This window comes from Mycolicibacterium sp. 624 (assembly GCF_040548615.1).
In the GTDB taxonomy this organism is placed as follows: Bacteria; Actinomycetota; Actinomycetes; order Mycobacteriales; family Mycobacteriaceae; genus Mycobacterium.
On sequence record NZ_JBEPRZ010000014.1, the window covers coordinates 51,004 to 63,168 of the forward strand.

11 protein-coding genes are annotated in these 12,165 nt (G+C 67.1%); 5 read left to right on the forward strand and 6 right to left on the reverse strand.

What is annotated here, in order from left to right; translation table 11 throughout:
* The first annotated feature begins 76 nt into the window (after positions 1 to 76).
* Together ABIA65_RS33245 and ABIA65_RS33250 are read left to right on the forward strand one after the other, a co-directional pair.
* A complete protein-coding gene (locus ABIA65_RS33245) occupies positions 77 to 382 on the forward strand; it encodes a hypothetical protein (protein WP_502919651.1) in 306 nt (101 codons plus the stop codon).
* Positions 383 to 384: 2 nt separating this feature from the next.
* Positions 385 to 1,551, forward strand: a complete 1,167-nt coding sequence (locus ABIA65_RS33250) for a winged helix DNA-binding domain-containing protein (protein ID WP_241404979.1) — start codon at positions 385 to 387, stop codon at positions 1,549 to 1,551.
* Positions 1,552 to 1,560: 9 nt separating this feature from the next.
* On the opposite strand, the gene uvrA is transcribed toward ABIA65_RS33250, so the two are convergent.
* Entirely contained in the window at positions 1,561 to 4,458 is a 2,898-nt protein-coding gene (gene uvrA / locus ABIA65_RS33255; protein WP_241404978.1) for an excinuclease ABC subunit UvrA, read from the reverse strand.
* Between the two features lie 123 nt (positions 4,459 to 4,581).
* On the opposite strand from uvrA, the gene ABIA65_RS33260 reads away from it, so the two are divergent.
* Complete coding sequence (locus ABIA65_RS33260) at positions 4,582 to 5,259, forward strand: MBL fold metallo-hydrolase (protein ID WP_241404977.1); 678 nt, start codon at positions 4,582 to 4,584, stop codon at positions 5,257 to 5,259.
* A gap of 30 nt (positions 5,260 to 5,289) precedes the next feature.
* Here the strand turns inward: ABIA65_RS33260 and ABIA65_RS33265 are convergent, their stop codons facing one another.
* Together ABIA65_RS33265 and ABIA65_RS33270 are read right to left on the reverse strand one after the other, a co-directional pair.
* Positions 5,290 to 5,733, reverse strand: a complete 444-nt coding sequence (locus ABIA65_RS33265; RefSeq protein ID WP_241404976.1) for a universal stress protein — start codon at positions 5,731 to 5,733, stop codon at positions 5,290 to 5,292.
* A 406-nt stretch (positions 5,734 to 6,139) separates the two neighbouring features.
* On the reverse strand, positions 6,140 to 6,991 hold the full coding sequence (locus tag ABIA65_RS33270) for an acyl-CoA thioesterase (RefSeq protein WP_241404975.1): 852 nt from the start codon (positions 6,989 to 6,991) through the stop codon (positions 6,140 to 6,142).
* 100 nt (positions 6,992 to 7,091) lie between these two features.
* On the opposite strand from ABIA65_RS33270, the gene ABIA65_RS33275 reads away from it, so the two are divergent.
* Positions 7,092 to 7,622 (forward strand): Rv1352/Rv1906c domain-containing protein, encoded by a 531-nt coding sequence (locus ABIA65_RS33275; protein ID WP_241404974.1) that lies wholly within the window; start codon positions 7,092 to 7,094, stop codon positions 7,620 to 7,622.
* A 29-nt stretch (positions 7,623 to 7,651) separates the two neighbouring features.
* Here the strand turns inward: ABIA65_RS33275 and ABIA65_RS33280 are convergent, their stop codons facing one another.
* The gene (locus ABIA65_RS33280) at positions 7,652 to 9,193 is read right to left on the reverse strand and encodes a SulP family inorganic anion transporter (RefSeq protein ID WP_354526245.1); all 1,542 of its coding nucleotides are present in this window, start codon (positions 9,191 to 9,193) and stop codon (positions 7,652 to 7,654) included.
* A 517-nt stretch (positions 9,194 to 9,710) separates the two neighbouring features.
* Between ABIA65_RS33280 and ABIA65_RS33285 the strand changes: the two genes are divergently transcribed.
* Complete coding sequence (locus ABIA65_RS33285) at positions 9,711 to 10,118, forward strand: hypothetical protein (RefSeq protein ID WP_354526246.1); 408 nt, start codon at positions 9,711 to 9,713, stop codon at positions 10,116 to 10,118.
* A gap of 35 nt (positions 10,119 to 10,153) precedes the next feature.
* On the opposite strand, the gene ABIA65_RS33290 is transcribed toward ABIA65_RS33285, so the two are convergent.
* Positions 10,154 to 11,362, reverse strand: coding sequence for a cytochrome P450 (locus ABIA65_RS33290; protein WP_354526247.1), 1,209 nt, complete (start codon positions 11,360 to 11,362; stop codon positions 10,154 to 10,156).
* Entirely contained in the window at positions 11,359 to 11,988 is a 630-nt protein-coding gene (locus ABIA65_RS33295; RefSeq protein WP_354526248.1) for a TetR/AcrR family transcriptional regulator, read from the reverse strand. The genes ABIA65_RS33290 and ABIA65_RS33295 overlap by 4 nt, the downstream gene beginning before the upstream one ends.
* Positions 11,989 to 12,165: the final 177 nt, after the last annotated feature.

A 12,165-nucleotide genomic window follows, 5' to 3' on the forward strand; every position in this document is an offset into this window, starting at 1 on the left:
CCCGGATTCGTCCGGCCCGGCACCTGACCGGCCGGTTTCCGATGACGTCGTCGAAACTGACGTCGTCGAAGCTGACGTGGTCGAGACCGACGTGGTCGATCCCCAGGCGCCCGATCCGGGGACTCCCCCTGTCGACGTGATCGCGGAGCCCGTGCCAGTGACACCCCCTGACACCGGCTACACCGCCGCAGGTGTGCCGACCTTCGACGCCGTGCGCGAGAAGATCGAGACGCGCTTCGGCGCGTCTATCGGGTCGGCAGAACTGGCGGCCGAAACCCCGCAGGGCCGCAGCATCGAGGAGCAGTACGAGGCTCGGCAGAAGGCCGCCGCGGAACGCCTCGAGCAGATCCGGGCCTCGATGCGCGACGAACCCGACGCCTGAACGTGCGCTCGTTCTCCCCCGCGGAGCGTCGTGCCCGGCTGGCACGGCGCCACCTCCTGACCGGATCGTCAGCCGTCGATGTCACCGAGGCCGCCTCACGACTCGTCGGCCTGCACGCCACTGATCCGGCGACGCCCTACCTGTCCCTGTGGGCCCGCATTCCGGGTTTCCGGACCGCCGATCTGGATGCGGCGCTCTACGAGGAGCGCTCGGTGGTCAAGCACCTGGCGATGCGGCGGACGCTGTGGATCGTGCACGCTGACGAATTGCCTGCGGTCCAGGCCGCCGCCAGCGACCGCGTGGCGGCCAACGAACGCAAGCGCCTCATCGCCGACGTCGAGAAGGCGGGTATCGCCGCCGACGGCTCCGCGTGGCTCGAGGCGGCCTCGGCCGCCGTCCTGCGGCATCTCAAGCAGGGTCCGACGAGTGCCGCCAAACTCCGTGCCGCGCTTCCGGAGTTGGCGGGCACATATGACCCCGCGCCCGGAAAGACCTGGGGTGGAGAGGGTCCCATCTCGCCGCGGGTGCTGACAGTGCTCGCGGTGCAGGGTCACCTGGTGCGCGGTCCCAACGACGGCGGCTGGACGACATCGCGTCCCCGCTGGGCGTCGTCGGAGACCTGGCTGGCCGCGGGCGATCCTGCCCACGCCGACGGGGCGCGGGAGACGTTGGTCCGTAACTGGTTGCGCGCGTTCGGGCCCGCCACTGTCAATGACGTCAAGTGGTGGTTCGGGAACACCCTCACCTGGGCGCGTGCGGCGCTGGCCGACATCGGGGCGGTCGAGGTCAGCCTGGAGGACGGCGACGGAGCCCCCGGCTACGTGCTGTCCGACGACCTCGAGCCGGAGCCGCCTTCCGAACCGTCGTGTGCGCTGCTGCCGGGCCTGGACGTCACGACGATGGGCTGGCAGGACCGCGACTGGTACCTCGGTGAGCACCGCACCCAGATCTTCGACCGCAACGGCAATGCGGGTCCGACCGCGTGGTGCGACGGCCGGGTCGTCGGCGGATGGCGGCAGGACCCCGAGGGCCGGGTCGAGGTCCAACTGCTCGAGGACGTCGGCACCGCGGCGAGCACAGCGCTGAACCGCAAGGCCGACGAACTGACGGCGTGGCTCGACGGCGTGCTGATCAAACCGCGGTTCCCGTCGCCGCTGTCGAAATCCTGACGCCGGGCGCTAGGCGCTGACCTTGCGCCGCTTGCGTTTCGGCTTGGCCGGTGGCTCGAGCATCTCGGCGAGGAACTGCCCCGTGTAGCTGTTGGCATTGGCCGCGACGTCCTCGGGAGTGCCCTGGGCCACCACCGTTCCGCCACCGGACCCACCCTCGGGCCCCATGTCCACGATCCAGTCCGACGTCTTGATGACGTCGAGGTTGTGCTCGATGACGATGACGGTGTTGCCCTTGTCGACCAGGCCGTTGATGACCTTGAGCAGCTTGCGGATGTCGTCGAAGTGCAGCCCGGTGGTGGGCTCGTCGAGAATGTAGATGGTGCGCCCGGTCGAGCGCTTCTGCAGTTCGGCGGCCAGTTTGACGCGCTGAGCCTCACCACCGGACAACGTGGGCGCGGGCTGTCCGAGCCGGACGTAGCCCAGACCGACGTCGACGAGCGTCTTGAGGTAGCGGTGAATCGACGAGATCGGCTCGAAGAAGTCGGTGGCCTCCTCGATGGACATGTCCAGCACCTCGGAGATGGTCTTGCCCTTGTAGTGCACCTCAAGGGTTTCCCGGTTGTAGCGGGCGCCCTGACACACCTCGCACGGCACATAGACATCCGGCAGGAAGTTCATCTCGATCTTGATGGTGCCGTCACCCGAGCACGCCTCGCAGCGACCGCCCTTGACGTTGAACGAGAACCGGCCCGGCTGATAACCGCGGACCTTGGCCTCCGTGGTCGCGGCGAACAGCGTGCGGATCTTGTCGAAGACACCGGTGTAGGTGGCCGGGTTGGATCGCGGTGTCCGACCAATCGGCGACTGGTCCACGCGGACCAGCTTGTCGAGTTGGTCGAGGCCGTTGATCCTGGTGTGCCTGCCGGGAACCTGACGGGCACCGTTGAGCTTGTTGGCCATCACCGAGGCGAGGATGTCGTTGACCAGTGTCGACTTGCCCGACCCCGAGACGCCGGTGACCGAGGTCAGCACGCCGAGCGGGAATGAGACGTCGATCTCGTCCAGGTTGTGTTCGCGCGCACCCACGACCGTCACCTGCCGCTTGCGGTCGATCGGCCGACGGATCGCCGGCACCTCGATGCTCTCCTTGCCGGAAAGATATGCGCCGGTGATGGATTCGGGGTTGGTCAGCAGATCGGCGTAGGTGCCGCTGTGCACGATCTGGCCGCCGTGCTCACCGGCGGCGGGACCGATGTCGACGACCCAGTCGGCGTGCGCGATGGTGTCCAGGTCGTGTTCGACGACGATCAGCGTGTTGCCGAGGTCGCGCAGTCTCACCAGGGTGTCGATGAGCCTGCGGTTATCGCGTTGGTGCAGCCCGATCGACGGCTCGTCGAGCACGTAGAGCACGCCGACCAGGCCGGAGCCGATCTGAGTGGCGAGTCGAATGCGCTGTGCCTCACCACCGGAGAGGGTGCCCGCCGCGCGTGACAGGCTCAGGTAGTCCAGCCCGACGTCGAGCAGGAAGCCCAGCCGCGACTGCACCTCCTTGAGCACCTGACCGGCGATCGCGGTCTCGCGCACGCCGAGGGTCAGCGCGTTGAGGAATGCCGAACAGTCGGCGATCGACAGCTCGCAGACCTGGGCGATGGACTTGGCGCCGTACTCGCCGGCTGTCAGCGAGACGGCCAGGATCTCCGGCTTGAGCCGGGTGCCCTCGCAGACGGGACAGGGCACATCGCGCATGTAGCCCTCGTAGCGCTCCTTCATCTGCTCGGACTCGGTCTGCTCCATGCGGCGCTTGAGGAACGCCATGACGCCCTCGAAGTCGGCGTAGTAGGAGCGGGTGCGGCCGTACCGGTTCTTGTACCGGACGTGCACCTGTTCGTTGCAGCCCTCCAGAATCGCCTTGCGCGCCTTGGCCGGCAGCTTCTGCCACGGGGTGTCGGTGTCGAACCCGAGGGCATCGCCGAGCCCCTCGAGCATGCGGGTGAAGTACTCGGCCGAGTGGCCTGCCGACCACGGGGCGATGGCCCCCTCGGCGAGAGTCAGTTCGGGGTCGGGGACGACGAGGTCGGGGTCGACCTCCTTGCGGATGCCCAGCCCCGTGCACTCCGGGCAGGCGCCGTAGGGCGAGTTGAAGGAGAACGACCGCGGTTCGAGGTCGTCGACGGCGAGCGCGTGGCCGTTGGGGCAGGCGAGCTTCTCCGAGAACCTCTGCTCACGATGCGGATGGTGGTCGTCGCGGTCGACGAACTCGAGCACAACGATGCCGTCGGCCAGACCGAGAGCCGTCTCGACGGAGTCGGTGAGCCGCTGCTTAGACGAGGCCTTGACGGTGAGGCGGTCGACGACCACCTCGATATCGTGCTTCTCCTGCTTCTTGAGCTTCGGCGGCTCGGTCAGCGGGTGCACCACGCCGTCCACCCGGACCCGGCTGTAGCCCTGCGTGTTGAGCTTGTCGAAGAGGTCGACGAACTCGCCCTTGCGGGTGCGGACCACCGGCGCGAGCACCTGGAAGCGGGTGCCCTCCTCCATCGCCAGCACCTGATCGACGATCTGCTGCGGCGTCTGGCGGGCGATGCGCTCACCGCAGACGGGGCAGTGCGGCGTGCCCGCCCGCGCGTACAGCAGGCGCAGGTAGTCGTAGACCTCGGTGATGGTGCCGACGGTGGATCGCGGGTTGCGGTTCGTCGACTTCTGGTCGATCGACACCGCAGGTGAGAGGCCCTCGATGAAGTCGACGTCGGGCTTGTCCATCTGCCCGAGGAACTGGCGCGCGTAGGCCGACAACGACTCCACGTAGCGCCGCTGTCCCTCGGCGAAGATGGTGTCGAAAGCCAGCGACGACTTGCCCGAACCGGACAGGCCGGTGAACACGATCAGCGCATCACGCGGCAGGTCCAGGTCAATGCCGCGCAGGTTGTGCTCGCGTGCACCCTTGACGATCAGGCGGTCAGCCAACTGATACCTCTCCAGGTTTTGAGCTGCGTTTCGACCGACAGACAGCGGTCCGCGCCCATGCTATGTCCACCCTCCGACAAGTCTCCCGACAAGCCCTGGGCCGAGCCCGATACCGTGGCGGTCATGACGGTCGTCGATGACAACTACACGGGCCACGTCGAACCTGGGAGCGCCGCGCGCCGCACGCTGCCGGGCGCCACCATCGTGAAGGCGTCGGTGGGCCCCATGGACAACAACGCCTACCTGGTCACGTGTTCCCGAACCGGCGAGACCCTACTCATCGATGCCGCGAATGACGCTCCGGTGCTGCTCGAGCTGATCGAAGCCCACGCGCCGACCCTGTCGCTCATCGTCACCAGCCACCAGCATCCCGATCACTGGCTTGCCCTCGAGCAGGTGGCCAAGGCGACCGGCGCCCCGACGGCCTCCCATCAGCTCGACGCGGAGCCGCTGCCGGTGAAACCCGATCGAATCCTGGCCCATGGCGACACCGTGACGGTGGGCGATCTCACCTTCGATGTCATCCACCTGCAGGGACACACCGAGGGATCGGTGGCGCTCGCGCTGCGCGGGCCCGCCGCCGGCGACACGGTCCAGCTGTTCACCGGCGACTGCCTGTTCCCAGGCGGTGTCGGCAAGACCTGGCGAGACGGCGACTTCGAGCGACTCCTCGATGGCGTGAGCGCCCGCCTGTTCGACGTGTACGACGACTCGACGGTTGTGTACCCAGGCCACGGTGACGACACGACGCTGGGCGCCGAGCGGCCACACCTGGCCGAATGGCGCGAACGCGGCTGGTGACCCCGGCCCGTCCTGCGGGCGTCTGCGGGTCTAGGAGGTGTGGACGATCAGCACGTCGGTCTTGGACCGGCGCGCCACATTGGCGGGTACGGAGCCAAGAAGGCGTCCGGCGATGGTGCTGAGACCGACGTTGCCGACCACGAGTAGGTCGGCCTTGACCTCTTCGGCGAGTTCCACGAGGGCGTCAACGGGAGCGCCGACGACGGCCTTCTCCTCGATCTCGGTGGCGCCTGCGGCATGGGCACGGTCCCTGGCCTCACGCAGGATCGCGTAGATCGGGGCATTGCCTGACATCTTGTAGCCCTCGTCCTTGAGGACGTCGGCCGCACGCGCATCCTCGCTCTGAGGGAAGTAGGCCGTGGTCACGATCAGTCGTGCGCCTGAACCGGCGGCGATAGCACCGGCCCGATCCACTGCTCGCAGCGACGAATCCGAGCCGTCGGTTCCGACAACAACGGTCTTGTAGCCGCTCATGCATGCCCTCCAAGTGTCGATTGCAACGCCATTCGAGACCCTAACCCGTTGCCCCGCGGACGGGGGAACGAATCGACGACAAGCGTTCGCTGGGGTCGGCGCCGCAAAGTACGTCCCCTACCGGCACTGATGCTAATGGCAACGACCCTGCTGAGCGGGGGTTCCGTGACCAACCGGATACGTGTTTCGCGAAGCGAGGAAGGTCCTACCCCGGGCGCAGAAGTGAGCAGGCTCATGCCGATGCGATCATCGTGGCGTCAAACGCACAGGGCGGCAGGGACTTACGGGTGCCAGCTCACCGTCCGCGCGGCCAACGAGCGCCCAGGCTCGTTCTAGTGTTGCGCGAGACACAGTTTCACGCGGGTCGCGCCCGAGAACTGACACTGACCCACGCGGTTCGAGATCCTCACTTGCCGCCGAAGTACAGCTCCTGGGTTGCGATGCAGACCAATTCACCGGCCCGGTTGTACATGGTCGAGGTCGCCAGTCCGCGGCCGTCGATTCCGCTGGGCGAGTACTGATCGGAGAGCACCCAGTCCGTCATGTCGATCGGCCGGTGAAACCACAGCGCGTGGTCGATCAACGCGTTGAAACTCGACACCTGCGTCGTGCGCCGCATCGTGACGGCGGTCTCCAGCATGGTGGTACCCGACAGGTAGGTCAGCAGGCTGCTGTGCAGGGCGGGATCGTTCGGTACGGTCTCAATTGGCCGCCACCACAACCTGATTCGCGGTGAAGGGTCGGGCAGGTCCATCGCCAGCCGTGGCGGTGCATCGACGTAGCGCAGGTCGAACGGCTGCGGACGGACCCAGTAACCGTGCGCCTCGTCGGCGTATGGGGCCATCTGCTCCTGCATCGACGGCAGCGACTCTGGCGCTGGCACGTCGGGCATGCTCACCTGGTGCTCGAGACCCCCGACGGGCGTGCTGAACGACGCCAGCGCCTCGAGCAGCACCTCGCCGTCCTGGATGGCGGTCACCTTCCGGGTGGACAGGGTGCCACCGTCGCGTGACCGCGACACGTGCAGATCCACCGGGTGGCGGGCGTCACCGGCCCGCAGGTAGTAGACGTGCACGCTGTGCGGTGCGCGACCCGGCGCGGTGCGACTGGCCGCCATCAGGGCCTGGCCGGCGATGTGGCCACCGACGATGTGATGGTGCGCGTTGTCCATCTGGGTGGCCACGAAGCGCTCGTCGTCGATCTGGTCGACCTGCAGGGTGGCGATGAGGTCGGCAAGAGTGGGAGATACAAAGCTCACCGCGGCATCATGCCGCAGTCGTGGCGAGAACCGACCCCCGCGTCGAGGTCCCCACCCGATACCAGACGTCGATGGCAGTTAGACCAGCTAAACTGGTGCCATGAGGTCCACGATCAAGACATCGGTTGCCACTGCGCTGGCATTGACCGGACTGTGGGCATCCGCCGCGATCGCCCTCGCCGAGCCCACCGAACCGGCGCCGGCGCCGCCAGCAGGCCCGAAGACCAGCATCGACGCCGACGGCACCTACAAGGTGGGCGTCGATCTGGTGCCCGGCGTGTACAAGTCCGCGGGACCCATCGAGGGCAGCGCGTGCTACTGGAAGCGCTCGGGCGCCGACAAGACAATCGACAACGGCCTCACCAAGAAGGCACCGATCGTCACCATCGAGCCAACCGACACGACGTTCAGCACCAGCGACTGCCAGACCTGGCAGCTGACCGACTGCTCGCAGTCCGACTGCCCGGCCCCGCGCACGATTCCGAACGCCGCGATCGGCCCCCTGCTGAGCATCCTGGGTTCGCAGCTCAATCCGGGCGCCACGGTGCCTCCGGCCGGGCCGCCCCCGACGGCCGCCGCACCGCCCGTAACGGGAACGGGGCCGGCACCCGGACCCGCGCCCGCCGGCTAGCCGAGGGCGATCGCTCAGCCCTCGCTCTCTCAGCCCTCGTTGCCGAGCGTCCCGGACAACCGGTCATGCCTATCAGCCGAGTCGGTGTTGAGGCCGATGATCTCGACGTCCTTGCCCTTCGCGCGATACTTCGTGGTCACCGCGTCTAGGGCCGCGACCGATGAGGCGTCCCAGATGTGCGAGTCGGACATGTCGATCACGATGTTGCGCGGGTCGTCGATGTAGTTGAACTGGTACACCAGGTCGTTACTGGACGCGAAGAACAACTCGCCGCTCACCCGGTAGACCACGGTGTCGAGCACGCCGTCGCCCCCCACGCCCGACGCCGCCACCCGCTGCACCGTGACCAGGTGGGCGACGCGCCGCGCGAACAGCACCATCGCGGTCAGCGCACCGACGATGACGCCGTAGGCGAGGTTGTTGGTCGCAACGGTGACCACCACGGTGACGAGCATGACCAGCGTCTCGCTGCGCGGCATCCTGCGCAGCGTTGTGGGCGCGATGCTGTGCCAGTCAAAAGTGCCGACCGACACCATGACCATGACCGCGACGAGCGCCGCCATTGGGATCAGGCCGACGATGTCGCCCAGTCCGACCACGAGGCCCATCAGGAAGACTCCGGCCAGGAACGTCGAGATTCGGGTGCGGGCACCCGACACCTTCACGTTGATCATCGTCTGGCCGATCATCGCGCAGCCCCCCATGCCGCCGAACAGGCCGGTGACGATGTTGGCGACGCCCTGTCCCCAGCTCTCGCGGGTCTTGTTGCTGTGGGTGTCAGTGATGTCGTCAACCAACTTGGCCGTCAGCAGAGACTCCAGCAGCCCGACCAACGCCATCGCCAATGCGTATGGCGCGATGATCGCCAGGGTGGTCAGATTCAACGGCACCTGGGGCAGCAGCAGTGTCGGCAGACTCGTCGGAAGTTCGCCCTCATCGCCGACATTGGGGATATCCACCTTGAAGATCAGGACGGCGGCGGTGAGAACGACGATCGCGATCAGTGGAGCGGGAATCACGGTGGTCAGCTTGGGAAAGAAGACCAGGATCAGCAGACCGATCGCGACGAACGGGTAGACCAGGGCCGGCACGCCGATCAGATAGGGCAGCTGGGACAGGAAGATCAGAATCGCCAGCGCGTTGACGAAACCCACCATGACGCTGCGTGGGATGAACCGCATCAGTCGGGCCACCCCCATGAGGCTGAGCACGATCTGCAGCACCCCGGCGAGCAGGACCGTCGCGATGAGGTAGTCGATACCGTGTTCGCGGACCAGCGGTGCGGTGACCAGCGCGATCGCTCCCGTCGCCGCCGAGATCATCGCGGGCCTGCCACCAACGAACGCGATCGTCACTGCCATTGTGAAGGAGGCGAACAGCCCGACCCGGGGGTCGACCCCGGCGATGATGGAGAACGAGATCGCCTCGGGGATCAGAGCCAGGGCCACCACGAGCCCGGCTAGCACCTCAGTCTTGAGCCGCGCCGGCGACCGTAGTGCCGCCATCACCGAGGTACTCGGATCACCGGCCTGTCGGACATGAGGGGTCGGCGAATCCTGGTGAGAAGTCAAGACATTCCATTCGATTTCGAGCGCAGCGACGCGCAGGCACAAGCCCCGAACCCTACTCCCGCGGCGGCGACGGGTGTGAATGCGACGAGGCCACGTGCTCGGCACGCTCGCGAATGCCAAGCAGCATCTTGCGGTACATCGGGAAGTCGGCCACTTCCAGGATCGGGGCGAATGCGAGGCCGCCGGGGTAGGCGTAGGAGGTCCGAAGCCTCGTGATGAGCCGGGTGCCGCCCGAGGGACACCTGCGCCGGCGTCGCGTTGATCGTCAGCGCCCTGGTCGCGCGCATCCCAAAACGGCTCACCGGATACTCGTCTCCGGGAAGTTGTTCGCCGCGTTCGGTTTCCGTCGCTCCCCAGCCGGTGTGCCAGCGGCGCAGCGCCACGCCGGTGGCGGCGATGCCGCCCGCGCCGGCAACGACGGACAGCACTCGGGCCAAGGTCATGCGGCAATCCTCCGTCAAAACTCATACGAGCGGATACCGCAATTCGAATCCTCTTCCTGATTTACCATCCAGGAATGAACCGACTCGTCATGGTTCTCTCGGTGGCCCTGCCCCTCATGCTGAGTGGCCTCGCGGGCGCGACCAGCGCGCACGCACAGCCCCCACCGCCCGGCACACTGTGCTCGTTCACGCTGACACCCCCGGAGATGGTGCCGGCCTCGGGGGCCAACATGGTCACTGCCACCGTGACTCCGGCGGGCTGCGCCGTTCCCTTCTCCTCCCGCCTGAGTGTCGTGTGCGTCCAGCGCGCCGACTCCCCGGTGCAGTGCACCCAAGCCCGAGACTCGGACACCGCTCAGATCTTCGTGCCCTACGACCCCGGGGCGACGTACACCTCGACGGGCAGGGGCCTTGGCGCTGTGTTCAATGATGCGTCCGAGCCGAACTGGCAACTGCTGGGGCCGTTTACGGCAGTTCTCTAGCGCCTCGTCGGCAGGTGAACAGCCTCGCGCTGACGTCAGCGAGACGCGCGAATCCGCACGGGCAGCGAGTCGATCCCGATACCGACGTTGTGAACCGGCCCGCCACTCGCCCACACCGCGGGTCCGGCCACCTCGATGTCGTAGCCGGCCGCGATGGCCCCGAACACCACTTGGACTTCTTTGCGGGCGAGATTCGCGCCCAGGCAGTAGTGCACTCCCCCGCCGCCAAAGGACACGTGCGGGTTCGGTGTTCGATGGATGTCGAAGCGGAACGGATTCTCGAAGACGGTTTCGTCGCGGTTTCCCGATGGATACCAGAGCAGGACACGATCGCCCGCCTTCACGTCCTGCCCGCCGATCGTCACGTCACAGGTGGCGGTGCGGCCGAAGAACAGCACTGGGCTCGACCATCGGAGGGCCTCGTCGGCGGCGGTCACCGCCAGGTCCGGGTTCGACCGCAACTCAGCCAGTTGACCGGGATTCTCCAGCAGCGCAACGAGCCCCTGCGTCAAAGCGTTTCGGGTGGTCTCGCTGCCGGCAATGGACAGGATGAGGAAGAACATCTCCAGCTCGAAGCCGTCGAGCTGACCGGCGAGCTTGGTCCACACGTCATCGGTCGGATTCGCCCGCTTGTCGACCGTCAGCCGTTGCGCATACTCGAACAGCTCAACCTGAACTCCGAGCCGGTCCTGCTCGGAGTAGCCGTTGTACGGATTACCCGACCTGAGTAGTTGATCGGTCCGCTCGAACACCCACGGGCGGTCAGGCTCGGGGATGCCGACGATGTCCGCGATCAGATGCATCGGGACCTGGTAGGCGATATCACTCACGAAATCGCACGTACCGCCCTCCGCAGCTTCGAGAATCCTGGCGGTCCGGGCGGCGATGAGCTGCTCGAGCCTGCCGATCATCCGGGGCGTGAACTCCGAGGTGATGATCCGACGCATCTCCGCCTGATCGGGCGGGTCCATCGACACCAGAGTTCGTCCGGCGGAGAGCAACGGATCCGGCGCCATCATCGGCCCGCCCCTTGCCTCGAAAGTCCGCCAATCACGATTCGCCTGCTGGATCTCCGCGTGGGCGACAATGGACCAGAACGGAATCGGCGGGATGGCGGGACGACCTTCGACGGCGGCGTGCCGATGCACCGCGCCGCGACTGCGCAATTCGGTGAAGACATCGTGGGGAAAGCCGTTGGTGTAGAGCTGCGGATCTGTGAGATCGACATCGAGAACGTGAGTCACGATTGCCCCTCCGTGTCGGCACCAGGTGAGCAGCTCTGAACGGCCTGCCGTATCAACGCTCGGACGGCTGCGGCATCCGTCGCCTCGCCGAGCAGGAGTCGCCGATAGACGAGGCCGCCAGCGAGCATGTCCACGAGCGCATCGGCGTCGGTCGCCTCCGGGATGTCCCCGCGCTGGAGCGCCCGGTGCACCGCGTCGACCGCCTGTTGCCGGCACCGCCCGGCGAAAGTGCGCACCGTGGAGCGAATCGACTCATCGTTGGCCGCTTCGGCGAGCAGCGCCGGGAGGATCGCGGCCAGTTCGGGTTGCGTCAGCATCTCTGCAATCGGGATTAGCGCGGCGAACAGGTCCTCGACGAACGACCCGGTGTCCACCCCGTCTGGCGGCCGAGTGATGGACCCCGCCACATATTGGAACAACTCGTACTTGCTCGACCAACGGCGGTAGATGGATGCGCGGCCGACGCCCGCGCGGGCGGCGATTCCCTCGATGGTCGCGCCGCCCCATCCCTTGGCGGCGGTCTCGGCGATCGTCGCATCCAGGATGACCGCATCCAACCGGTCGTCGCGGGGCCGGCCGCGCCGAGGCGTCTCCCGCGTGCTCATCGTCGGTGTGATCGTAGCCACACCTGGATACTGAACCGATACGTTCCGGAAATCAAGCGTCTCGTATTAACACACAGGTGGGGGGGGGGGGGGGCGGGGGGGGGGGGGGGCGCGGCGGGGGGGGGGGGGGGGGGGGTGGGGGGGGTGTATACCCGGGGGTCGGGGGTTGTGGGGGGGGGGGGGGCCCCAACCCCACCC

What these genes read in the sequence shown, in the direction of transcription:
- ABIA65_RS33260 (WP_241404977.1), top strand. Translation starts at nt 4,582, where the DNA reads ATGACGGTCGTCGATGACAACTACACGGGCCACGTCGAACCTGGGAGC.
- ABIA65_RS33265 (WP_241404976.1), bottom strand. Translation starts at nt 5,733, where the DNA reads ATGAGCGGCTACAAGACCGTTGTTGTCGGAACCGACGGCTCGGATTCG.
- ABIA65_RS33275 (WP_241404974.1), top strand. Translation starts at nt 7,092, where the DNA reads ATGAGGTCCACGATCAAGACATCGGTTGCCACTGCGCTGGCATTGACC.
- ABIA65_RS33285 (WP_354526246.1), top strand. Translation starts at nt 9,711, where the DNA reads ATGAACCGACTCGTCATGGTTCTCTCGGTGGCCCTGCCCCTCATGCTG.